The organism is Rariglobus hedericola, from assembly GCF_007559335.1.
GTDB classification, from domain to species: domain Bacteria; phylum Verrucomicrobiota; class Verrucomicrobiia; order Opitutales; family Opitutaceae; genus Rariglobus; species Rariglobus hedericola.
Genome location: NZ_VMBG01000001.1, coordinates 1,897,122 through 1,922,186 on the forward strand (window position 1 = coordinate 1,897,122; position 25,065 = coordinate 1,922,186).

A 25,065-nucleotide genomic window follows, 5' to 3' on the forward strand; every position below is an offset into this window, starting at 1 on the left:
TTCTCAGCCTATTGATCGGGCAAATTTACGTGATAAAATCGCGAGTCCCCGCCTGCGGTTGAGGCCTTCTGCAGACGGCCTGATGCAAGGGATAAGCCTTGCTGGCATCTACCCCCGCCATCGTGACGCCTGCATCCCCTGTGCCGACAACCTGGCTCCGGGCGAATGCCAAAAGGGCCCCAAATACCCATGAAATTGCCAGATACCCACGGGCCCGCGGTCCCGAAAAAAATCCGCCGTCTCGCCACCTTGTCCTCGCTTTGCTTCGCGCTAGCCGGATGGGGCGTTTCCACCGCCCACGCCCTCACCGGCACGATCAACAGCAACGCCGCCGACGCCGCGGTCAACGACCTTGCCGGCGTCACCAGCGTCTCCGGAGCGACCTCGACCTTTTGCAAGGTCGGCAACAGTTCGGCTGACGCCACCCAGCTCGGCGTCGTCCATGTGTTCGAAATTCCCGCAGCTCTTCTGAGCGATCCCACGCAGCAGTTCGACACCGCAACCTACAGCGCGCGTCTCGTCTCGCTCGCTTCCTCCACACGCAACGCCGATCTCTACGGACTCGGCTATCGCACCAGCCCCACCGTGCTCGCCAGCGATTCCTACGTGGGCGCTCTCGACGGCTCCGCCACACTGCTCAAGGACAACTTCCTCGTGCCCGGCATGAGCGCCAGCATCCAAACCGTCTCCAACACCACCTTGGTTGCCTATTTGAACACGCAGCTCTTCGCCGCCCGCGCCGCCGGCGCGACGTCCGCCTACGTGTTTTTCCGCACGAGCCCCGAATCCACCGCCGGCAACTGGCAATGGTTCCAACTCGGCATGGTTGAAGGCGGCGGTTCCAGCATCCCCACGCTCGCTTACTCAAGCTCCACCATTCCCGCTCCGGCCTGGGTGCCGATTCCGCTCGGCGGCGGCGGCTGGGTGACCGGCCTCATCTGTGACGCCACCGGCACCGACATCTATTGCCGGACCGACAACGGCGGCGCGTTCCGCTGGGTGCCGTCGACCGGCGAATGGATTTCGATCACCGACACCATTGTCCCGGTCACCACGGTCAATTCCGCCGACCTGATGGGCATCGCCGGACTCGCGATCGATCCCGCCAATTCCAACAACCTCTACGTCGCCGCCGGCGGTGCGACCTCAAGTGTGCTCCACGGCATCTACGCCTCCACCGACAAAGGCGCGACATGGACCGCCATCAATTCCTCGATCGTCGTCGCGGGCAACGAGGTCCCCAAGGCCTTCGGCGAACGCCTTCAGGTTGATCCCAATAACTCCAACATCCTCTGGTATGGCTCGACTCAAGACGGCCTCCAAAAGGGCGTGAAGTCCGGATCCACCTGGACGTGGACGCAGATTCCCGCGACCTCCGTGCCTTTCGGCGCAGTGCCTTCCGGCAGCAAGGCCGGCGTCTCGTTCGTCGCCTTCGATAAAAACGGCGGCAGCCCGATCATGTATGTCGGCGTGTATGACAGCACGGTCGGCGGCACCACCGGCGGCGTCTACCAGAGCACCGACAGCGGCGTCACGTGGTCCAAAGTCTCCGGCGTCACCCTCTCCACACCCGCCCGCGGCGAAGTCGCCGCCAATGGCACACTCTACGTGACCGCCAACGGTCTCGTCGCCAAGATGCCGCGCGGCGGCTCGCTCTCCGCGATCACCCCGCTCGCCGCCACCAACTACCGCGCCCTCGCCGTCGATCCCAACGACTCCAGCGGCAACACCGTTTACATGGGTCTCTCCAGCGGCGGTTCCAACAGCAAAATCTGGCGCACCGCCGACGGCGGCGCCACGTGGTCCACCCAGTCCACCAACTTTAACAATGCGCTCTCCATCGCTGCGCAGGAACCCGACGGCACGCCCAGCGTGATCGGCTACTGGTTCGGAGCGATCTCCGACCTGCTCGTGCGTCCGGGTAACTCCAGCGAACTCTGGGCCGGCGATTTCTTCGGCGTCGCCCGCAGCCAGAACGCCCAGCTCCTCGGCGGCCCCACCGGCAATCAAGCCATCTGGTATCGTCTCCAAAAAAACCAAGAGCAGACGATTTCCAGCACGCTCCGCAACGCGCCCACCGGTCCTGAACTCATGGCCGGCCTGATCGATGTCGGCGGCTTCCGCTACAACGATATCTCGCACCGTCCTTACGGATCCTACGGCAACGCGATGAAGAACCCGATCGATTGCGCCAATGTCACCGGTCTCGATTTCAGCGAGTCCAACAACGCCATCTGGGCGCGCGTCAGCACCAACAACACCGCCGGCGGTTCCACCTACTACGGCACCGGTTCCTACACCCGCGACGGTGGACTCAACTGGACCGCCTTCGGCGAGATCGACCGCAAGCAGATCACGATGGGCGCCGCCGGCTGGCAGACGTGGGACCTCACCACCTACCTCGCCACGCAAAAGGCCAAAGGCATCAACACGGTCACGCTACTCATCAGCACCGACCAAAATTCCTCCCGCAGCACCAGCGTGGTGAATTTCGCCTCCAAGGAAAACGCCACCACCACGATCCGTCCTTACCTGCTCGTCAACGGCGCGACTTCGCTCGCGCCATCTCACGACGCCCAGGTTTACGCCAACACGCCGACCACCGCCGATACCAACACCACGGGCAACATCGGGGTTTCGTTCTCCTACGCCTACCTCACCGCCGATCAACGCTTCAGCTATCTAAAGTTTGATCTCAGCGGCGTCAGCACGATCACCTCCGCCGTGCTGAATCTCTACCGCCAGTCCGGCACTCCGGTCGGAGTGATCTACCCGGTAGGCATCTACGCGTGCGCCAACACCACGTGGACCGAGACTGCGGTCACTTGGAACACCCGTCCTTATCCCTACGCGAGCGGTATCGGCGAACCCAATGTTTCCGGTCGCTACCTCACCGCCGCCGGACAAAACCTCAGCGGCGGTCGTATCGCGATCTCCGGCACCAATCCCAGCCAGCTGGTGTGGCTGCCGTTCAAAGGCCTCAGCTCGACTCCGCACTACAGCAACGACTGCGGCGTCACTTGGTCGCCCGCCGCCGGACTTCCCTCGAACATCAACGGCACCATCGATAAATCCAACCCCGGCTACACCATCCAGCAACTGGCCGCCGACCGCCTGAACGGAAACTTCTACCTCGCGCTCTTCGGCGGGGGCGGCAGCGGCAACCACGGCATCTATCGCAGCACAGACGGCGGCGCCAACTGGTCGCTGGCCGGCACGGTCGCGGCGGGCACCTACAACGTCTATCGCGCGCAAATCATGGCCGCTCCCCAAGCCAACGATATCTGGGTGTGCGACGACGGCGTGGCCGGCTCCACCGCCGGCGGTCTCTGGCGCTCCACCAACGGCGGCACCACGTGGTCCGCCAAACTGCCCAACATCACCGCGGTCGGACTGGTTTCCTTCGGCAAGCCGCCCGTCGGTTCGTCCTACCTGTATTCCGTGTATTTCTACGGATACTACAACGGCGTGAAAGGCATCTACCGCTCCGACAACTACGGATCCACCTGGGTCGCGATGCCCACGTTGCCCACCGATGCCAACATCCAAGGCCTCGCCGGAGACCGCCAGACGCCCGCCAGCGTCTTCATCGGCACCGGCGGTCGCGGCATGTTCCAAGGCCAGTAAAAAACGAGAATCAATCGCTTCAGCTGAGCCATAAATTCAGCCTGTAAACGAGCCCGGGGATCTAAAGTCCCCGGGCTTTTTCGCGCATCGATCTTCATGCCGCCCGACCTTTTCCGAAACTTCGCGTCCTTCGCTCCCTTCGCGAGACAACTTCCGGAATTCAGAGTTCAGAGTGGGTCTCGCGAAGGACGCGAAGACGGCAGCAGGTTCGAACCAACGGGAACGAAACGACCTCCTCGCATCAAGATACCCGGCCAATAAAAAAGGCGTCCGGAAAACCCCTCGGTCTCCCAGACGTCTTTGCTTCAAAAAAACTCAGCCGCGACGCTTGCGATTGCGCAAGGTTGCACCCGCGAGCGCAAAGGCACCGGCCATCAACGCATAAGTGGAGGGCTCGGGAACGGCCGAAACACTGAGAGTGCCATTCGACTCGGTGAAGGTGAAGGCGAGTCCTGCATTGCTGCCTGTCCAGACTCCGCCGGCATTGGAGAACGTCGGAGTGTAGGTGCCCGTCATGACCACGCTCGTGAAACCCGAAGTGTAGGTGCCGCCGGCACTGAAGAGCTGGAAGCTTTCCCCGCCCACCAATCCGGCAAGACCGGTGGTGTTGATGTTCAGGGTCCCGTTAAATGTCACAGCTCCCGATACGACCACTTGGTCAAAGTCTGTGCCCGCCACCGGCGCGCCACCGTTGCGGCTGACGATTTCCAGGTTGGACGTGCTGGCCGAGCCCAGTGCAAGCGCACCCGTGATGTTGACGATGCCGGCGCTGTTGCCGGGAGCCAGGACACCGTTGACCGTGACCACCTTGCTACCGCCGATGTTCACCGTGCCGTAGCCCGACAGGGTCTGGCTGGCGCCAAAGGCAAAGCTGCTCTTTGCGGTGAGATCCAGCGTGCCTTGCGAACCCGATGTGCCAAGGTTGATGACCGTGCTGTTGGCGATAGTTCCGCTCGACCCCAAGGCCAGCGTGCCGGCCGAGATCGTGGTGGTTCCCGTGTAGGTGTTCGCCCGGGTGAGCGTCTGGGTGCCGCTGCCAGTCTTGGTCAGGCCGCCTCCGGTTCCCGAGATAACGCCATCATACGTGGTGCTCGTATTATTGCCGCCGGTGGTCAGGGTCGCCGCACCGAGCGTGACATTGCCGCCGTTTGCTCCACCACCGGCCAATGAGCCGATCGCATTGTTGAACCCGGTGATATCCAGGATAACGCCCGCCGTGTTGGACAAGGTCACCGCCGAGTTGGAGCCAAACGCATTGGTTGCCCGGCCGGCCTTGAGCGTGCCGCCGCTGACAGTCGTCACACCTTGGTAGAGATTGTTACCGGTCACCAACATCAAGCCGGCGCCCGACTTGACCAGGCTTCCATTGGCGCCAGATGTGGTCACAGCTCCACTAAAAAGCAGATCTACCTCGGCGGCACCGTCCGCCACTTGGAATCCGAAATTGGTCCGGGTGTTTCCCGAAACGACCGCGGTGGAGGAACTGGCATTAATGATGAACGTATTATTGAATCCGTTTCCGGCGACGTTGGGAGCAAAAGATCCGCCGGTCATGTTGATCGCGGTATTGTTGACGACGAGCTGATTGCCACCGGTGGCCGCGCCGCCAAAAATAAAAATTCCGCTATTAATGTTCTGCGCTCCCCCGCCGAAATTCACGGTTCCGTTGCTGTAAATCGTAACGCTTTTGTTGGCGTTAAGGCCAACGATCAAACTGTTGTTCGTGAAAGAAGCAGTGGCTCCTCCCCCAACCGCGCCCACCACCAGATTGCCATCAACGGCGCCGGCCACCGTTGCGGTCACGGCGCCTTCATGGATGATGGTATTTCCGGTGAAGGTGTTGTTGGCTCCCAGTGTCAGCGCGCCCGAGCCGGTCTTGATCAGCGTCAGCGCTCCGGTGTTGTCGGCGATGATGGAGTTGATCGTGATGGCGTTGCTTCCGGCGTTGACGTAAAAATTAGCCGCTGCCGTGCCTTGTTGCTGGATCAATCCTCCGCCCGAAATGGTCAACAGGCCGGAACCCGCATTCAAAATGCCGTTGGTTTCCAAGTTGAAAGTCCCCAGTGCCAAAGTCGTCGCACCACCGGTGTAACGGAGCGAATTCATGTTACGCGTGGCGGTGAGAGCGGACGCTCCGCCCAGCGTATTATTCGCCGTGGCTCCGCTGGCCCAGAGCGTTTCGGCGGATGCCGCGATATTGGCCGCAAGGACATTTCCGTTTGCATCATAGACGGCATAGTCCGTCTGCGACGTGCTGCTGATGCCTACAGTCGCCCAAGGTCCGATGATCTGCCCGGTGGCGGTCGCGGTGGCGCCCGTCACCACGATTTGGTTGGTGCCCGTGTTCAGACCACCACCCGCTCCAAAGGCAACGGTCGATGTCCCGGTCTGCGTGAGGCCGCCCAGCGTCAGCACCTGCGTGCCGCCCTCGTTGGCATGGGTCGAAACGATTTTCAACTGGCCGCTGGTCAAGGCGACCGCGCCAAGCGTTTCCGCATAAGCCGTGGCGCCACCGCTGGTGTTGGTCACGGTGATGCTGCCACCATTGGAGGTGATCGCCGCGCTGTCGTTCACCCGGTTCAGCGCAGCCTCCCCGCCGCTGGTATTGGCGAGCGTGATGTTGCCGCCATTGAGCGTAACAGCCGAGGTGCTCACCAAAGCCTGATTGTTGGCGGAGAGTGACAGGGTCGTGCCGTTGCCGATCGTGGTTGCGCCCGACCACCCGGCGGTCGAAGTGCCGTTGAGATTCAATGTGCCCGCCGTGAAAACACCCGCGCTGTCGCTCGAACGACTGAGCGAAACGCTGCCCGTGCCGCCGACCGCGCCCGTGATGGTTGCCGCGGCGACACCGCCCAAATCGATCGCGCTGTCAGAACCGAAGGTCAACGCGTTGACGCTGGCGTCGAGCATGTAGCCGGTCGTCCTGAACTGCAGTCCGCCGACGGTGATAGGAGCGGTGAGTGAAACCGTTCCTGCCGTCGGGCCCCAAAAAACGGCCGTGTTGGTTCCATTGGTCCAAGTGGTATCGATCGTGCCGGAACCGGACCACCAATTGCCAAGCAAAGTATCCCAGTTGCCAGAGCCTCCCAGTCCCGTGCCTGCCGTAATGCTGTTGCCGGTGCCAGCCGCATCGCTGTCCCAATAAAGCGACGCCGCATGAACGAACGGTGAAGATGAAAAAGCGGAGAGAACGGCGAGGCCTAAAACGGACGCAGACTTAAACGGGCGAAGACGCATGCGATGGCAATGGAGTGCTTTCATGATTTTACGACGTTGAGGTAGGGGCGGGTAACGAGCACGGAGCTCACTTATACGCCAACCCAGTGCCTCTCCGTCCGGAAAGCACCACGGCGAAGCAACTCGTCGCGGCGTTTCTAATAAAATTGACCGGTCAATTTCCCGGCCTCGCCACCCATGCACTCAGCCCTTGCGTGGCTTGACGATCGTGACCGCCAGCATCCCCAGCGTGGTCGGCACCGTCGGATCGGCAGTGATTTCCAGATGCGTGACCAGCCGCTTCGGAAACGGATTGATCCACTCTAACGTGTAGAGAAACACATGGCGTTTAACCGGGCCGTCGCCGTCGTCCAGCAAGGGAACCATGCGCGAATGCGGAAAGTCCACATGGGGGAAATCCGACCACCAGTCTTGGATGTTCGCGTTCGCCGCCGCCGCGGTTTCAGCGAGGTGCTCGTCATTTTTTTGCCGGCCGAGACCGACCAGCGGCACCGTGCCCAGCGGTCCCTTCGCGCCGTGAAACGTGTAGCGGGCAAACGGCTCCAACGGCTTCGCATAACCACAGCCATGCAAAATATAAACCGCTTCCACGTGAACCCCGATCGGGATGCACAGTTTGCCGGGCAACGTGCGCGCATTCCCCGTTTGATTGATCGCCGAACGAAAAACCACCGCCCCCATGTCGGTGCGTTTTGAACCGCCGAGAATCTCAAACGGCACGCCGTGAATTTCCCGCTTACCCGAAGGCAGACTGAGCAAAGGCAGATCGCCCAGCCACCCGCGTCGGAATCGCAGCGGACGATTGGCGAACGGCCGCAGATCAACCGAGGCAAAACGCGGACGCTCCGCCAGCGACGCCTTCGCCGCGAGTGAATACGGACGTCGGATCGCTTGCTCCAAGTCCGCCAAAGACTCGCGCACGCCCGCCGGTGTAACCGGTTCGCTGCCCACCGTGTCGGCGACCGGCCGGGCAACACCCGCCCGCGCAGCCGTGGACTCCCGCAGCTGGAGGCGCGGCATCACCTGCAAGACGGCCGGAGGTGGCAACACGCCGACCCGCTCAATCATTCGCATTTCGCGTTGCAACAGATCGAAGGTCATCTCGATCCAGAGCGTCATGTCGATGCTGGCGGAGGTGATCCGCGGCTGCACCGTTTGCAGACTTGGCGCGTTGCCCACTGCGAAAATCGAGAGGCCGTCCGGCACGCGACGTCCCTTGCGCGCCAATTCTCCCAACAGCCGTTGCAACTCGCTCCGGTGACTGATGCGCACCACCAGCCCGGTGACCGCCCGCCACTCGCCCGCCAAGACATCCGACAAGGCATCAACATCGGACCGGCTGCTCAGCCAGGAAAAATCATGGCGAATGCGGTCGTTCGAACTCTCCCGCTGATTATCCGCGCAACACCGGCGCCAACAGGCTCTCACCGCACTGTCATCCTCGCACACCAGCGCCAGCTCCTGATGCCCCAAACCCGTCAGATGCTTCACTCCCAATTCAATGCCATGCTCCACGCTACCCGTGATGGAGGACAACTCATCGCCCACCCGTGAATTGCTCACGACCGGAATGCCATGCTTCGCCAACTGCCGCGCCGCCGGCACCCAAGATTCCTGGCCGGGCGCGGAAGGCGGATCGCAGATCACTCCGCCCACTCCCGACCGGTCGAGTTGATAAAGCAGCGCCGCCGCTTCCTCGGTGGATTCCCATGTATGCACCGTTAAATCGATCTGACGATCGCGCGCGATGCGCCGATACGCAGCCAGATATTCCGAACGCCGCGATACCACCAGATGGCAGGCCGGCCGAACGGGCACACGCACGGCTCCGGCTAGAAAATTCTTGTAGCCCTGCCGCTCCACGCGTCCTTCCGCAATGCAGAGCGCCATCGCGCGGTTGAGCGCATAAAGGCTCACATCCAGAGTGCGCGCGAGGCTGCGTTCGGACGGCAGCCGGTCGCCCGCCTTGACGTGTGCAGCCACGATCCAGTCGGTCAGGCGTTTGGTTGCTTCGGTCGCGAGTTGGGCGGTTGCCATTCGATGAAGGGGTAAAAACTACACAGGCTTACAATCCGTGTTTACTGCGAGAAACTCATCATCCGTCGCAACTCAAATGTCATTGGAACCCGGCAGGACACGTCCAATGCCCCACTCCATCGCCCACGCAAAGGCTGTTCCCACTCTTCGCTCTTCGTAAGGCGTCCGCATGCATGGCCTCGCTGATCACGCTCGTCGCCACGAAGAAACGAAATGATCCCTTTTCAGCCCGCGCCCGCGCCGAGGTTGCCACGACGGGCCGTGACGGATTTGCTCGGCCGATATGCGATGGATACCCCTCTTCGTGATGTTGGTGGCGTGGGTGAGCCCGGTTTTTTCAGCGTGGGTCTGGGTCGAGGGCGAGCAGGCGACCCGGACCAATATCGGCCGGCATCCGTGGTATGCGGGACAGGTCAAAACAGACCAGTTGTCAGGCGGAAATTTTCTGGCCCATTTCGATGCGGATAAAGCGGGCGAGGCGACCTACGAGGTGCAGATAGCGGAAGCCGGCACTTACACGCTGTGGCTGCGGGCCAACCCCGTGCAAAGCTCGATGACCTGTTCGATCGACGGCGCGGCTCCGGTGCCGGTTGATTTCAAACGAAACCAAAGCGGCAACACCAACATCGCCGCCAACGATGCGCCGGATCTTCGTTTTCTGGCCTGGTGCGAGGTCGGTCAATTCCCACTCAAGGCCGGCCCGCACAGCCTGCGTTTTGTGATGAACAGCGCCAACAGTCACCACGGGGCGATCGATTGTTTTGTGCTCACGACCGAACCCTTTGCGCCGAATGGCCTCATGAAGCCCGATCAACTCGCCGCTTACACCAAGGAACTGGCCGCCGCCAACGCCGGTTGGATTCCGTGGATCGCCAAGCCCGACGACTTCAAGGCGAGTGCGATCGACCTTCGTTTTCTCAACGAAACGTTCGCCGGTGAAAACGGCCGGATCATCGCACGCGGCGAACAGTTCATTCATGCCGCGAACGGACAACCGGTGCGATTTTGGGGCGTGAACGGCCCGCCTCACGATATGGCGGGAGCCGATCTGGAGACGTGTGCACGCATGATGGCCAAGCATGGCGTGAACCTGGTTCGCATCCACGGGGCGCTGTTTGACGCGAAGACCGGCGCGATCCAGCCGGACGAAATCAAGCGGCGCCAGGCCGTCGTCGCGGCCATGGGCAAGGAAGGCATCTACTCGCTGCTCTCGATTTACTTCCCCTTGTGGATGACTCCGGAAAACGGGCCCGGCTGGCGCGAGGGTTACGACGGAAAACAGCATCCGTTCGCGTTGCTCTACTTTGAGCCCGGGTTTCAGGCGCTGTATCAAAGCTGGTGGCGCGAGTTGTTGATCCAGCCCGATGCCAGCGGAAAGCGGTTGGTGGACGATCCGGCGATCATGGCGCTGGAACTGGTGAACGAAGATTCGTTCTTTTTCTGGACGTTTAAATACGACGCCGTGCCCGCTCCGCAGATGCGCAAGCTGGAAGCCTTGTTCGGTGACTGGGCGAAACGAAAGCACGGCTCGCTGGAAAAGGCCCTCGCCGCGTGGAACGGGCTGCGCGACGAACACGACGATGTGGCCGGCGGTCGTTTGGGTTTTCGTCCGCTCTACGAGATGTTTACGCGCAAAACTCCACGTGACCAGGATACCGCGGCGTTCCTCCTGGAGACACAGCGTAAATTTTATGCGGACACGGTGAGCTTTCTGCGCGGGCTCGGTTACAAAGGCATGATCACGGCTTCGAACTGGATCACCGCCAACGACGACGTTCTGGGCCCTCTGGAAAAATTCAGCTACATGCCGGGCGACTTCGTGGATCACCACGGCTACTTCGGCAGCAATCACCGCGGCAACGAATCGGCGTGGTCGATTCGCACGGGACACACCTATTCAGACGTGAGCGCATTGCGGTTCGATGCGGAGAAGCCGGGCGCGTCCAGGCAGTTTCGGCATCCCGCGATGGACCCGATGTATAACGGTCGGCCCTCGACGATCTCCGAGACTACGTGGAACCGGCCGAACCGGTATCGCGGGGAGGCACCGTTGTTTTACGCAGTCTATGGCGCGTTGCAGGACACGGATGCCGTCATGCACTTCGCCCTCGATAGCGGCACGTGGAGCGTGAAGCCGGGATTCTTCATGCAACCGTGGACGCTGATGTCGCCCACGCAGATGGGACAGTTTCCCGCCGCCGCCCTGATTTATCGGCAGGGATTGATCAGGACAGGCGACCTGATGGCCGACCTGCCGCTGAAACTCACGGATGCGTTGGCGTTGAAAGGTTCGAAACTGGTGCAACAGGCCAACCTCGACGAACTGCGCAAGACCGACGTGAAGAAGGCCGGCGGTGAATCCGCCGACACCGGTATCGACCCGCTGATCCACTGGGTCGGACGCACCAATATCCGCATCGACGACAAAGGCGGCCCCGCAGTGATCAAGGACACGGCGCCGTTTATTGATCGTGGTGCGCAGACGGTGTTGAGCTCCACGCGCGAGGTGAAACTGGATTATGGCAAAGGCGTGCTCTATCTCAACGCACCCGCCGCTCAAGGGGTCAGCGGCAACCTCAAGCTCGCGGGCTCGGTGGCGTTGCGCGACATCGTGATGGAGTCGGAGTTGGAGCTGGGACAGATCGTGGCGGTATCGCTGGACGGACGTCCGTTGGCGGAGTCGGGTAAAATTTTGGTGCAAGCAATGACCGAGGAAAAGCCGACGGATTTCGCCACCGAGCCAGCCAGTGACGGCGTGAAGCGTATCACTAACCTCGGTCACGATCCCTGGTTGATTCGGGAGATTCAGGGAACGCTGCGCTTCAAACGGACAGACGCAGCCCGGCTCAAGGTGACGGCCCTGGACATCAACGGTTATCCGCTCGCTGTCCGCGGCGCGACAACTACGGCCGATCAATTCAAGCTCCTGCCCGGAGTGGTGTATTACCTGATTGAGAGGTAACAGCTCGGCCGCGAAGTGCCGATAATCGTGCCCGGCCTTCGAGGCCGACAAGCGACGATTCTTCCGATCAACGGCTACGACCGCAGGATCTTTTCAATCGCCTTACCCTTCGCCAACTCGACCGCATCCTGTTTTTTATTCATTACCGCATCACGCCACGCTGCCCGTCACTCGATCCGCCGTCGCCGGCCGGCCCCAGAACTTTCGATACTGGTTCGAAAAATACAGCGGATCCGCATGTCCCGTCTCCGCCGCGATCTGCTTCATCGGCATCGCGGTCTCCTGCACCAGATACCGCGCCCGGCGCAGACGCAGGCGCGCCAACATCGCCTGCACGGTTTCACCGGTCTCGCGCTTGAACAGCAGCCTGAAGTGATTCGGGCTCATCCCCACGGTCCGATAAAACGCCTCCAACGCGTCCACCTCCGCAAAATGCCGTTCCAACCAGTTCACCGAACGCGCCACCTCCGGATGCACAGCCTTCCCGCGCATTGACTCGCCTTCCTCCGCCTGTGCCTCGCTCCAGAATCGCGCCAGGCATGCCTTCAACTCGCCTTCCATCCACAACGCCGTCGCGCGCTCAGCGAGGTCACCCGCCGTTTTGCGCATACCCTCAAACGCCGCCACTTCTCCGCGCATTTCCTTCGGGCGACGCCAGCATAGCACCGCCGGCAGCGTCACCGTTCCCGACGAAAATGCGCACCACAACAGCCTGCATCCTTCCGGCCCTTTCGGCACCGTCCACTCGCGCCGCGACCAAGCCGGCACAAACACCTGCGTCCCTTCCGTCAGCCGTCGTTTCAATCCTTCCACCGTATAATCCATCGCTCCTTTCTGGATGAGGATAAACCGGTGCGTCACGATCACCTCGTCGGGTGTCACCCAGCGCCCGGCGAACACCCGGCTACTGAATTCGGTCACCTGCAAAGGCGCACGCAAAAGCGCCTGCAAGACATCCAGCCGGTTGATGGCTTCACTCATGAGTCTGATCACACCTGAATCGTTTGTTTTGTCCATGATATGATTTCTTTGCTCCACTACTCCCGACTTTCACCCGCATGCGCCACGGACATCGTTGTCTCCACCCCGCCGGACCATGCCTCTCCTCATTCACGAACCCGCACGTGCCACATCCGTCTGCCATGAGGCCGACCTCTGCGTCGTCGGCGGTTCCTGCACCGGCGTTTTCGCCGCCGTTCGCGCCGCCCGACTCGGCCTCTCCGTCGCCATTATCGAGCAAAATACCCTCCTCGGCGGCATGGCCGTTGCCGCTCAGGTCAACGAGTGGCACTCCGTCAGCGACACCTCCGGCACGGTTCCCATCATCGGCGGACTCACCCGCGAGGTCGTCGAACGCCTTCGCAAACGCGGCGTGCTCCAAGAGCTTCATCCCGTTTATCGCGGACAATTCCGCTTCAACAGCGCCGAGCTTGCCATCGAACTCGACGAACTGATCCGCGAACACCGCATCCGCGTCTTCCTCGCCGCCCGCTGCGTCGCCGCCACCCGTGACGGAGCACGCGTCACGTCCGTGATCATCGAAGACCGTTCCGGACGCCGTGCGATCACCGCCCCGCTCTTCATCGACGCTTCCGGCGACGGCAACCTCCTCCGCCACGCCGGCTTCGCCGCCGAAAAACCCGCCGTCCTCCAACCGGTAAACCTTCAGGCCATCGTCGCCGGCACCTCCACCCCCGACGGTTCCGTCCCTTGGCCCGACCTCGAGCCGCTCCTCGCTACGCACAACTACCCCGCCGCCAACAGCCGCCCGTGGCATTTCCCCGTCCCCGGAGCACCCGCCCTCACCAACCTCTTCGGCGCCCGCCTCAACGGCATCGACGCCAGCGACGCCGACGCCTACACCGCCGCGCTCGTTGAAGGACGTCGGCTGCACCGCGCCTATCTCGACATTCTCCGCACACATTCCGCCGACCTTCATCCCGTCATCGTCGCCTGGGCCCACGCCCTCGGCGTCCGCGAAACGTGGCACGCCCGCTGTCACCACCGCCTCACCGGCGACGAAATCCTCCGCGGCCAACCCTTCGCCGATTCCATCGCCCAAGGCACCTACCCCGTGGACATTCACTCGACCGAAGGCACCGTGCTGCGCTACCTCGACGGACGTGAAGAAGTCGTCGCCAAGGACGGCTCGCACGCCTGGCATCGCTGGCAACCCGACAACGCCCCCGTCCCCGCATGCTACCACATCCCCTACCGCACGCTGCTTCCCCTCGAAGCCGAAAATCTCCTCGTCGCCGGCCGCCTCTTGGATGCCGACCGCGAGGCCTTTGGCGGCGTGCGCGTGATGGTGAACATGAACCAGACCGGCGAAGCCGCCGGTGTCGCCGCCGCCCTCGCCCACCGCACCGGCACGACCTTTCCGCAACTCAACCCGTCCCTCATCCGCGCCGAACTCAACGCCGGCGGCTCCCTCCTTCTTCCCGTCTCATGAACACCCTCCACGAACCTGCTCGCGATCTTCCCGTCATTCATGAAGCCGATGTCTGCGTCCTCGGCGGCAGTTGCACCGGCCTCTTCGCCGCCATTCGCGCGGCCCGCCTCGGCGCGCGCGTCGTTATCGTCGAAAAAGACAACTGCTTCGGCGGCGTCGCCACCACCGCGATGGTCAACGTCTGGCACTCGCTCCACGACACCGAGGGCAAAAAACAGATCATCGCCGGCCTCACCGAGGAAACCATGAACCGCCTCGACCGCCGCGGAGCCGTCAAACGCCACGAGCTCACCAACCCGTCGCGCGGCTTCACCTTCAACTCCGAGGAACTCAAAATCGAACTCGACGAGCTCGCCCGCGAAGCCGGCATCAAAATCTATCTCCACACCCAGTTCGCCGCCCCTGCCCCGCTCCGCGATTCCTCCGGACGCCTTGAAGCCGTCTTCGTTGAAAACAAATCCGGTCGCGGCGCCATCCGTGCCCGCGTCTTCATTGACGCCACAGGTGACGCCGATCTGGCCGCGCGGCTGGGCTGCGAAACTTACTTCGCCAACCACCTCCAGCCTGCCACCGCCTGCGCCCGTTTCGCCGGCTGGGGCACCCTCAGCGAATCAGACGTAGGCGCACTCATCCGCGAACACGGTCCCGCGTATGGCCTGCCGCCCACGTTTTCCTGGGGCAACTACGTGCCCAATTCTGATGTCTACATGCTCGCCGCCACGCGCATCCACGGCATCAATCCCGCAAACGCCGACGACCTTACCCACGGCGAAATCGAGGGCCGCCGCCAGGTCCGCGCCATCGCCGACATCCTTCGCGCCCACGCTCCCGGCTGCCGCCTTTCCCTTGAAGCCCTGCCCTCGCGCCTTGGCATCCGCGAATCCCGCCACATTCGGTCACCGTATCAACTCACCGGAGACGACGTGCTCTCCGGCCATGAGTTCGACGACGCTATCGCCCAAGGCAGCTACCGCGTCGATGTCCACCACCAGGACAAGCCCGGCATCACCCTCCGCTACCTAGATGGCACTGAAGAATTCCACCAGCCTGGCGTCGCTTCCACCCGCAGCCGCTGGCGTCCCGAGACCGCGGTCAACCCCACGTATTACCAAATCCCCTACCGCACTCTTCTCCCGCTCAACGGTCCCGACAACGTCATCGTCGCCGGCCGCATGCTCGATGTTGATCCGGTCGCCCACGCCGCCGTGCGCGTGATGGTCAACATGAACCAGACCGGTGAAGCCGCCGGCGTCGCCGCCGTGCTCGCACTCGAAACCAACCAACCCCTCCGCGCCCTCAACGTCGCCACCCTCCGCGCCCGCCTCATCGCCGGCGGCTCGGCACTTTGAGCGGACTCGTTTCTTGGGCTGGCTTGATTTTTGTCCGCCACGCCCGCGGTGATACTCCGACGCGCTTTGTGAACCAGTTCGCAAAATGCGGAGGTGAGCTGAAGCCGAGTTCAAAGCTCACTTCCTTGATCGGCAACGTGCTGTCTTTGAGGGTCTGTTGCGCCAATTCCACCCGCCGATACTCGTAGTATTGAAACGGAGAGATCCCTTGGTCGGCACGAAAAAGACGCCCCAGCTGGTTGATTCCCAAGCCGCAGCGTTTTGCAAGTTTGGCCTCTGAAAACTTTGTGCGCATCGGATGATCTTCGATCCAGATAAGCGCCTTGGTCACCCGTGCATCGCGCCGGCTCGCCGCCTCGGGTTTTTCACCTTCCGCCTGCATCGTTTCGACGTAACAGCCCAGCCAATGCATGAACGCCGCCTCGATGCGGAAGTTGTCCACCATGCTTAGCCGGCTTCGAACCACAAAGACCGTTCCCGGCGCAGACACGCGGTCGAATTCCTTCACCAATTTATGTGCCGCCTGTTGAAGCTTCGTTGAATCGCCCGTCTTCACCACGACATCGCGCCGGCGGGCGAACAGCGGTTTACCTCCACGCAAACGCAGGTGAAAGCGCAGCGACATCAATCGCGTCCCCGCCGTGAAATGCTGGCTGCCGTTGGCCGCGCGCAACAACAGCCATTCACCCGCGCGGGCATTCACCACGCCACCGCGCGGATAGGTGACGGTTACTTCGCCTTCCTCGATAAACCAAGCGACGGTTTCGTCCTCTGCGGCGGTGGTTTCCATATCCAGAAACTCCTGGGTAAGAGTCCGTTCGTTGGCCCAAACCAAACGAGGCTGAAGCCCGTAAAAATCCAACGTGAACCGGTTGGCGTGCTGTCTTGGCATGAAAGGATTCTGTAAGTTTTAAGTAACTTTCAGCAAGCCTCTAAACTTTCGCCAGACGACCTCATTGGTAACCTAGCTCCAAAGTTACCCCATGAAAAACTCCATCATCACCTCCGTGCTTGTCGGCGCCCTTGGCCTCGTTGTCGCCCCTTCCGCTTCTGCCATCGTTCTCATGTTGGATTTCGGCGCCAACCCCAATGGTGCGCCCACCGGAAACACCGCCGACGCCAGTCCCTATCACACCGTAGCCGGAGCGGGATTCACCGATACCTCTTGGAATCAAGTCCGCTTGGCCGACATCAATTCCGGCTTGGTCTATAGCAACAACACAGCCGCCACCGGCGTCAGCGTAAACCTAGGCCGTAACTCGACGACGGACACCATCATCAACCTCTCGTCGCAGCCCGTCTCCGAGCTGGCAGGCAGCGCCACCACCACGGGTGTTTACGCCGGCAATTCTGCAGCCCGCGACGGCATCTTCGGCACCACCACCACCAATCCCCGCATCGGCCTCCAGGTCGGCGGACTTACCGCGGGCACCTACGATGTCTATATCACGGCGCGCAATACCAACACGGGTGACGGTCAAGCTGCCTACGATCAAATCATCTACGCCGGTTCATCCGCATCTGGAAACTTCAACTTCGGAAGCTACTCCAACTCGACTTTAACCTACCCCGGCAGCAGCTCACAGACGACGACCTTTGTATCCTCGTGGGTTGCGGGCGAAAACTACGTGAAGCTGACCGTCTCGGTCGCATCCGGAGAATACCTTAACATCGCTGTCGCTGGCGATGGCACCAACCGCGGTTTCCTCAATTCCGTGCAGATCGTCTCGGCCATTCCCGAGCCTTCCACCTACGCCGCGATCGGCGGTCTCACCGTCCTCGGTCTCGCCACGCTTCGCCGCCGTCGCGACTGATCATTCCGTCACTCGACGGATATAAATTTGTCCGGCCGCGCAGACGACGGCGGTCCTTTACTCACACGCCCACGCACGATGTTCAGACCATCGATGCAGACGTCCCGTGTGTTCGCCCTCTCTCTTTAATATCAATCATAGCCCCATGCTTTCACGCCGCCACTTAGTCCATTCGTTGCTGTTCGTCCTCGCGGCGCTGGCCCTTCCGTTCGCCGCCTCCGCCCAACTGGCACTCCCGTCCACCGCGGAAGCTATCGCCACGATCCGCACCGAGAAAAACGCCGTCGCCACCCTCGACACCTCCACCGGCCAACCCGCGCTCCGCGTCGAACTTCCCGCCGACTCCGGCTATCCCGGTGTCAACTTCCCGCTCGCGTCGTCCCCGCTTGATCTCTCCGCGTTCAACGCGATCGAGCTTGAGGTGAGCAACATCAGCCAGACTCGCGTGCGTCTGCATCTCCGCGTGGACAACCCCGGCGACTGGAAAAGTTCTCCGTGGAATACCGAGCGCGCCATGCTCGCTCCCGGTGAAACCAAAACCATCCGTCTCTTCTTCGGCCTGAGCCAGGGCCAACCCGCCTACGCCTTGGACCCGAAACGCATCAGCGGCATCAAACTGTTCGCCGACGCCCCCAAGCAGACCAATGCAACGCTCCTCATCAAGCGTCTCGCCGCCGTCACCGCCCAGCCGCCCGTTCCTCCACCCGCCGCCAACGCCACTCCGGCCGCACCCCGCCCCTCCACGTCTGCGCTGCCCGAGACCAACAGCCAGTTCTCCCCGCCTATCTCCGGCGAACTCGTTGATCTGAAATCCCCCGACGCTCTCGCCAAACTCAAATTCAACCACGCCTCCGGCACGATCGCCGACGGCAAACTCACCGTAGCTTTCGCCACCACCAGCAGTTATCCCAATCTCTACATTCTGATCCCCAAGGACGGCCTCGACCTGACTGCTTTCGCGGGCATCGAGCTCACCGCCACCAACACCGGAACCGCGGCCGCCGTCACCAATCTGCGCGTTGAAAACCGCCCCAACGCCCGCGCCGACGAGCTCGGTCAGAAGCCGTGGAACACCGAGAAGCTCACCATCAAGCCCGGCGAAACCGTCCCCCTCCGCCTCACCTTCGGCCAGAACAACGGCTCGCCCGGCTACGATCTCCACGCCGGCCGCGTCTCCGCCATCCAGCTGTTCCTGATCAACCCCAAGCCCGGCACCACCCTCGTCCTCTCCGACATCAAGGGCTGGGGCAGCGCGAGCGACCGCAGCGTCAACACTGTCCTCACCAAACCCGCCGATCGCACCATCCCGGTCACTCCGCCCTCCTGGATCGGACAACGTCCGCCCGTGGACGGGGACTGGGTGCGGACGCTCGACGAAAATTTCGATGGTGAAAAACTGAACGACAAACTCTGGACGCCCAGCTTCCCGTGGGACGGCCTTCAGCCCGGCCAGCTCCAGCGTTATTCCGCCGAGAACGTCACCGTCTCCGGCGGCCAGGCCAGCTTCAAGGCCGAGAAACGCCGCGGCCATCACAACGATGACCCCGCCCGCCCCGCCCGTGATTACACGTCCGGCATCATCCAGAGTTACGACAAGTTCACCCAGCTTTACGGTTACATGGAGTCGCGTATCAAGCTTCCCACTACACGTGGACTCTGGCCCGCCTTCTGGACCATGCCCGACCGCGGCGCCGCCTCCGGCCTGAACATCTGGCAGCGTCGCAGCACCAGCAAAGGCGCCATGGAAATCGACATCATGGAGCACCTCTGCGAATGGGGCCCCGGCCGCCACAACGCCGCCATCCACTGGGACGACTACGGTGAGAACCACAAGGCCTGGGGCACCGGCATCTTCTACGGTCCCACGCCCGACGGCTGGCATGTCTTCGGTCTGCTCTGGGAACCCGGAAAACTCACCTGGTTCATCGACGGAAAAAAGGCTGCCGAGTGGGAAAACGAACGCGTCTCCGTCGTCCCCGCCTACATCAAGCTCAACATCCAGATCGGCGGCTGGGCCACCAAGAACGTCGATGACGCCAAGCTCCCCGATTACATGACCGTGGACTACGTGCGCGTCTGGCAACTCCGCGACCGCCTGAAGAATTAACCACAGCACCCGGCATCAGCCACTGATCGAACCAACTTTACCTATCTGCCATGAATCAAAATTCCCGTTTTTATGAAGAGCCCGCGCGCAGCCTGCCCGTCATCGCCGAGTGCGATGTCCTGGTGATCGGTGGCGGTCCCGGCGGTATCGGTGCCGCCGTCGCCGCCGCCCGCAATGGCGCCAAAACCATCCTCGTCGAACGCTTCGGTTCCTTCGGCGGAACTTGGACCGCCGGACTGCTCAGCGCCATCATGCCCTATCCGTTTGTGAAGGGCCTCTTCCTCGAACTGGTCGAGCGTTGGACCCAGGCCGGCGGTTGGAACACGTGGGGCGATAAATACGGCGCCGGTGGCAGCTACGACAGCGAGGCCGCCAAGGTCGTCTTGGATCGTTTCATCGTCGATGCCGGCATCACCCCGTTTTTCTTCGCGCAAGCCACCGCGGTCATCCGCGAGGGTTCGCGTCTCACCGGCGTCATCATCGAATCCAAGGAAGGCCGCCAGGTCATCCGCGCCAAGATGATCATCGACTCCTCCGGTGACGGTGACGTGTCCGCCCTCGCCGGTGTTCCCGTTGAGCAAGGCCGCGCCGGTGACGGCGCCGTGCAGCCGATGAGCATGCTGTTTAAGATGACCGGTGTGGACGACGAGGCGCTCGAGGCTTACCGCAAGATCGACCTACAGCTCACCACCGAGTGGCAGGCCGCCAAGGCCCGCGGCGAGGTCACCGTCCCGCGCGAAGACGTGCTCCTCGGACGCAACCCGCGTGCCGGCGAATGGAATTTTAACACCACGCGTATCGTCAACAAGGACGGCACCAAGCTGCGCGATGTCACCGACGCCATGATCGAGGGTCGCCGCCAGGTCTTCGAGGTCGCCGCCTTCCTGCGCAAACGCATCCCCGGCTTCGCCAACGCCGTCGTTTCCGAAACCGCCCCGCACATCGGCGTCCGCGAAACCCGCCGCGTTCGCTGCGACTACACCATCACCGCCGACGACATCATGGGCGTCCTGCCCGTCGAAGACTGCATCGCCCGTGGCAACTGGTTCATCGACATCCACAGCCCCACCGGCGAGGGCACCGAGCGCGCCCACCCGCCTGCGGGCAGTTGGTATGAGATTCCCTACCGCAGCATCCGCGCACAGGGCCTCGACAATCTCCTCGTCGCTTCGCGTTGCATCGACAGCAGCCACGAGGCCCACGCCGCCATTCGTATTACTCCGCAGGTCATGGCCATCGGCGAAGGCGCCGGCACCGCCGCCGCCCTCGCCGTCGCCCAAGGCCACTGCGACACGCGTCAGGTCGATGTGAAACTCCTGCGCGACACGCTGCGCACCAAAGGCGCGTTCGTCTGAGTTCGCCGGCGATTTTCGGCCGCTCCACGGCTCACACCCGCGGAGCGGTTTTCCTTACAGTTTACCCTACCCCCATGAATACCCCTCCCCCCCGTCTACTCCGCCTTCAGTCCGTCTTCCGCCCTCTGTCCTCCGTCCTCTGTCTTCTGCTGGCTTCCGTGCTCCACGCCCAACCCACCCCGCCGATTCCCGGCACGTGGACACTTACTTTCCAAGACGAGTTCGACGGCACCGCCCTCGACGGTTCCAAGTGGAAACTTGGCCAGGGTGACGCCGGCATCGAGGGCCCCGGCGGCAACAACCCCGCCAACACCACCGTCGGCGGCGGAAAACTCACTCTTCGCGCGTCCACCGATCCGGTCGTTTTCGCCGGCACCAATTTCGCCTACTCCACCGGCGAGATCTCCAGTTACATGCGCTTCAAGCAGACCGGCGGCTATCTCGAGGCCCGCATGCGTTGGGATCAGGCCACCGGCCTCTGGCCCGCGTTTTGGGTCATGCCCGAACGCGATGGCTACGGCACCAAGGAGTGGTTCAGCCGCGCCTTCCTCAAATTCAACCTCGCCGGCTCCGGCGTCTCGTCGATCACCAGCGCAAAGCTGCGCATCAAGACCATCGTTGTCGGCAACAGCTCGTCCAACCCCAACAACCTCCAGACTCTCGCCGTCACCGACGATTCTTGGACCGAGACCGGCATCAACTGGAACAACCAGCCCGCGCTCAACCCGCTCCACCTCGACCACAAGTGGGGCTTCAATTCCGCCGCCGGCGACATCGTAGAGATCGACGTCACCGCCTGGGCGCAGGCCCAGCTCGCCGGCGACGGCGTCATGTCCGTCGCCCTCTCCGACGAATTCCGCCGCGCCCGCGCCATGCGTTTCCACAGTCGCAACGCCGTCAACGCCGCCGACCGCCCCGTCCTCGTCATCAACGGCTCCGTAAATGTCGCCCCCGCCGCCGACGCCGCCGTCAAATGGGGTTCGTATTCGTCCACCAACTACGGCAGCAATGCCGAGCTCGAAGTCCGCACCGACTACGCCCAGTCCCCCAACAACAGCACCACTGCCGACGGCGGCATGGAGCTCGACATCATGGAAGCGCTCGGTGTCTGGGGTAAAAACGTCGCCTCCCACGCGATCCACTGGGACGGCTATGGCGCCAGCCAGCAGTCCCGCGGCTGGGGCCCCGTGCCCGCCCTCAACACCGACACCACCTACCGCACTTACGGCTGCTACTGGGTGCCCGGCGAACTCATCGAATTCTACGTCGATGGCGTAAAGACCGGCTCTTACACTGACTCCCGCGTGATGACCGTGCCCGGCTACCTCATCCTCTCGCTCCAGCTCGGCGGCTGGGATGCCAATAACGTCACCTCCGCCATCCACAACAAGACCGTCGATGTCGATTACGTGCGCGTCTGGTCCGGCACCAAGAGCACCCCGGCGATACCCTCCGCCACCTCCCGCGCCGCCAACGGTGCCATCTCCTTCGGCACCGACTACTCCGTCTATTCCGCGCAGCCCAACGCCACCGGCCAGGTCACCATCGCCGACGGCGGCGCCGCTGTCACCGTCCACAAGGACTCTTGGTGGAAATTCCCGCTCAATTACACCGTCACCCCCGACACCGTGATCGAGGTTACTGTCGAATCCGCCGCCCCTGGCGAGATCATCGCCTTCGGCCTTGAGAACAACGACAGCCATACCGACGCCAAACGCCTCTTCCACTTCGCCGGCTCGCAGGTCTGGACCGGTGCGTGGACCGACTTCAAAGACTACGTCTCCGCCTCCGGCCCCAAGACCTACCTCATCCCCGTCGGCCAGTTCTACACCGGCGCGATGACCCACCTCGCCATCGCCAATGACAACGACGCCGGCAACAAGGCCGTCGCCGCCCGCTACTCCAACGTGCGTATCCACGAGGGACTACAATCCGTCAACTTCACCTCCGTCGAGGGCTACGCCAACGGCACGTTGCACAACCAGCCCGCCTCCGCCCCCGCCTGGCAGCTCGTGTCGGGCTCCGGCAGCTTCAACATCAACCTCGCCTCCGGTCTCACCGTAAACACCGCCCAGACCACCGCTCAAAACGCCGTCTGGCAGACACCCGTCAGCTACACCGCCACGCCTTCGCGCACCACCGTGATGGACTTCGGGTTCACCCAGTCGGCCGCCACCGGAGGCACCGCCACCATCGTCTCCCTCGGGCACTTCTACAACGCCACCTCAGCCACCACCAACCTGCGCGCTTACTTCGGCCGGGCCTCCGGCACCGACGCCTACCGCATCGGTTTTTATCAAAACAACGGCTCACCCGCGACCAGCCTCACCGCCAACGTCGCTGGCTCCGCCCTCGGCCTCAACTCCACCGGCGGTGACAATGTCTCGGCTCCGCTCCAACTAAGCTTCACACTCAATCGCGGGGCCACTTTCTCCGACTGGACCGCGACGGTCACACTCAAAAACCTTACCTCGGGCTCGACGGTGGCGACGCTCAACGTCCCCGCATTCATCACTTCCGCCACGTTCTTCAGCGACACTTCGCTCTACCCATCGATCTCCAGCGAATCCATCCAGAGCACCGCGCTCAGCCAGTTCGCCATCACCGGCTACACCTCGCCCTGATTTTCACGCACCATGCCCGCCACCGTCATCGATCTCCAATCGTCCTCCCTTCCCCTCGACCGCTTCTTCCAGCGCGGCATCGGCTCCTGCCATGCCTACCTCACGTTGCGCGAGGATTACCGCGAGCACGTGCGCCTCGCCCAGCGCGAGATCGGTTTCGGTGGCGTGCGTTTCCACGGCATTTTCAACGACTACGTCGGCGTCGTTCATCCCGGTGGTGAAGACCCCGATGGCGGCCCGCGTCTCAACTTCCAAAACGTCACCAAAATCTACGAGTTCTTCGTCGCCCAAGGCATGAAGCCCTTCGTCGAGCTCGGCTTCATGCCCGCCCGGCTCGCCAGCGGCACGCAGACAATTTTTGACTACCGCGCCAACGTCACACCGCCCAAGGACTACGCCCAATGGAGCCGCCTCGTCCGCCGCTTCACTCAACATCTCGTCAACCATTTCGGTATCGAAGAAGTCCTCACCTGGCACTTCGAAGTCTGGAACGAACCCGACTTGATCGGCGCCTTCTGGACCGGCACGCAGGGCGACTATTTTCAACTCTACGCCGAATCCGTCCGCGCCGTGAAGTCCGTTGACGCACGCCTGCGCGTCGGCGGTCCCGCCACCTCCAAAACCATGTGGGTGCCCGATCTCCTTGCTTACTGCAAAGAGCACAACCTGCCCCTCGATTTTATCTCCACGCATCACTACTGCGTGGACGCCGATCTCGTCCAAGGCGTGCCCGACGGGCCCATGCATTACCGCGGTGTCGGCGCGATGCGCCGCGACATCGAACGCGTGCGTTCCCAGATCGCCGCCTCGGCTTTCCCCAACGCAGAACTCCACTTCACCGAGTGGAACACCTGCCCCGCCCACGAAGATGTTTACGGCAAAGACTCCCTCTTCACCGCCGTGTTCGCTCTGCAAAATCTCAAAGACGTTTCCGGTCTCGTTGACTCCTACATGTGGTGGACCGTCAGCGACATTTTCGAGGAAACCGGCCTGAGCGCCCTGCCCTTCACCGGCAAATATGGACTCGTGAACATCCACGGCATCAAAAAGCCCGTCTTCCACGCCTACCGCTGGCTCGCCGGTATGCACGACACCGAACTCCCGCTCGATCACGCCTCCGCCCGCGCCACCGTTTCCTCCTCCGGCGATGTGCGTGTCCTCGCGTGGAATCTCCCCGAGGTCGAGGAAACCGATCTCGGCGGCGGCGACTGGCACGTGAGCGGCGAACTCCGCCACGACACGTTCGCCCTGCGCGGTCTGCGCCCCGGACGTTATCGCATCCGCATTTATCAAGTCGATGCCACCCAGGGCGACGCCTTGGGAGCCTGGCGCTCCGCCGGTTCGCCCGCCTATCCCACGCCCGCGCAACTCGCCGCTCTCCAAGCCGGCGCCGAACCCGCCCTCCTCAGCGACGAAACCCTTGATCTCACCGGCGAGTTCAGCCTCTCGCTCGCCTTCGCCCCCTGCGCCTTCGCCTGCGCCGATCTGGAGCGCGTCTAAA

Annotated in this window: 13 protein-coding genes; 9 read left to right on the forward strand and 4 right to left on the reverse strand. The window is 62.5% G+C overall.

Annotated features, from left to right (window positions below; genetic code table 11):
- Window positions 1-189 precede the first annotated feature (189 nt).
- Window positions 190-3,627 carry a CBM96 family carbohydrate-binding protein gene (locus tag FPL22_RS08375; protein ID WP_144229693.1) on the forward strand — a complete coding sequence of 1,146 codons (3,438 nt, stop codon included), beginning with the start codon at window positions 190-192 and terminating at the stop codon, window positions 3,625-3,627.
- A 315-nt stretch (window positions 3,628-3,942) separates the two neighbouring features.
- On the opposite strand, the gene FPL22_RS08380 is transcribed toward FPL22_RS08375, so the two are convergent.
- On the reverse strand, window positions 3,943-6,888 hold the full coding sequence (locus FPL22_RS08380) for a beta strand repeat-containing protein (protein WP_144229696.1): 2,946 nt from the start codon (window positions 6,886-6,888) through the stop codon (window positions 3,943-3,945).
- Between the two features lie 159 nt (window positions 6,889-7,047).
- The gene (locus tag FPL22_RS08385) at window positions 7,048-8,901 is read right to left on the reverse strand and encodes a substrate-binding domain-containing protein (RefSeq protein WP_144229698.1); all 1,854 of its coding nucleotides are present in this window, start codon (window positions 8,899-8,901) and stop codon (window positions 7,048-7,050) included.
- 283 nt (window positions 8,902-9,184) lie between these two features.
- Between FPL22_RS08385 and FPL22_RS08390 the strand changes: the two genes are divergently transcribed.
- On the forward strand, window positions 9,185-11,863 hold the full coding sequence (locus FPL22_RS08390; RefSeq protein ID WP_144229700.1) for a carbohydrate-binding protein: 2,679 nt from the start codon (window positions 9,185-9,187) through the stop codon (window positions 11,861-11,863).
- A 150-nt stretch (window positions 11,864-12,013) separates the two neighbouring features.
- Here the strand turns inward: FPL22_RS08390 and FPL22_RS08395 are convergent, their stop codons facing one another.
- Window positions 12,014-12,880, reverse strand: coding sequence for a helix-turn-helix domain-containing protein (locus tag FPL22_RS08395; RefSeq protein ID WP_144229702.1), 867 nt, complete (start codon window positions 12,878-12,880; stop codon window positions 12,014-12,016).
- Between the two features lie 79 nt (window positions 12,881-12,959).
- Here FPL22_RS08395 and FPL22_RS08400 point away from each other — a divergent pair, with 79 nt between their 5' ends.
- Together FPL22_RS08400 and FPL22_RS08405 are read left to right on the forward strand one after the other, a co-directional pair.
- Window positions 12,960-14,315 (forward strand): FAD-dependent oxidoreductase, encoded by a 1,356-nt coding sequence (locus FPL22_RS08400; protein WP_144229705.1) that lies wholly within the window; start codon window positions 12,960-12,962, stop codon window positions 14,313-14,315.
- A complete protein-coding gene (locus FPL22_RS08405) occupies window positions 14,312-15,664 on the forward strand; it encodes an FAD-dependent oxidoreductase (RefSeq protein WP_144229707.1) in 1,353 nt (450 codons plus the stop codon). The genes FPL22_RS08400 and FPL22_RS08405 overlap by 4 nt, the downstream gene beginning before the upstream one ends.
- Here the strand turns inward: FPL22_RS08405 and FPL22_RS08410 are convergent.
- Window positions 15,639-16,556, reverse strand: coding sequence for a helix-turn-helix domain-containing protein (locus tag FPL22_RS08410; RefSeq protein WP_144229710.1), 918 nt, complete (start codon window positions 16,554-16,556; stop codon window positions 15,639-15,641). The genes FPL22_RS08405 and FPL22_RS08410 overlap by 26 nt on opposite strands.
- Before the next feature lie 91 nt (window positions 16,557-16,647).
- On the opposite strand from FPL22_RS08410, the gene FPL22_RS08415 reads away from it, so the two are divergent.
- From FPL22_RS08415 to FPL22_RS08435, 5 genes are all read left to right on the forward strand, one after another.
- Window positions 16,648-17,478 carry a PEP-CTERM sorting domain-containing protein gene (locus FPL22_RS08415; protein WP_144229712.1) on the forward strand — a complete coding sequence of 277 codons (831 nt, stop codon included), beginning with the start codon at window positions 16,648-16,650 and terminating at the stop codon, window positions 17,476-17,478.
- 145 nt (window positions 17,479-17,623) lie between these two features.
- Window positions 17,624-19,585 carry a glycoside hydrolase family 16 protein gene (locus FPL22_RS08420; protein WP_144229714.1) on the forward strand — a complete coding sequence of 654 codons (1,962 nt, stop codon included), beginning with the start codon at window positions 17,624-17,626 and terminating at the stop codon, window positions 19,583-19,585.
- Between the two features lie 50 nt (window positions 19,586-19,635).
- Complete coding sequence (locus FPL22_RS08425) at window positions 19,636-20,940, forward strand: FAD-dependent oxidoreductase (protein WP_144229716.1); 1,305 nt, start codon at window positions 19,636-19,638, stop codon at window positions 20,938-20,940.
- Window positions 20,941-21,014: 74 nt separating this feature from the next.
- Window positions 21,015-23,564: a CBM96 family carbohydrate-binding protein gene (locus FPL22_RS08430; RefSeq protein WP_144229718.1), complete on the forward strand. Its 2,550-nt coding sequence runs from the start codon at window positions 21,015-21,017 to the stop codon at window positions 23,562-23,564.
- Between the two features lie 12 nt (window positions 23,565-23,576).
- On the forward strand, window positions 23,577-25,064 hold the full coding sequence (locus tag FPL22_RS08435; protein WP_144229720.1) for a GH39 family glycosyl hydrolase: 1,488 nt from the start codon (window positions 23,577-23,579) through the stop codon (window positions 25,062-25,064).
- Window position 25,065 lies beyond the last annotated feature (1 nt).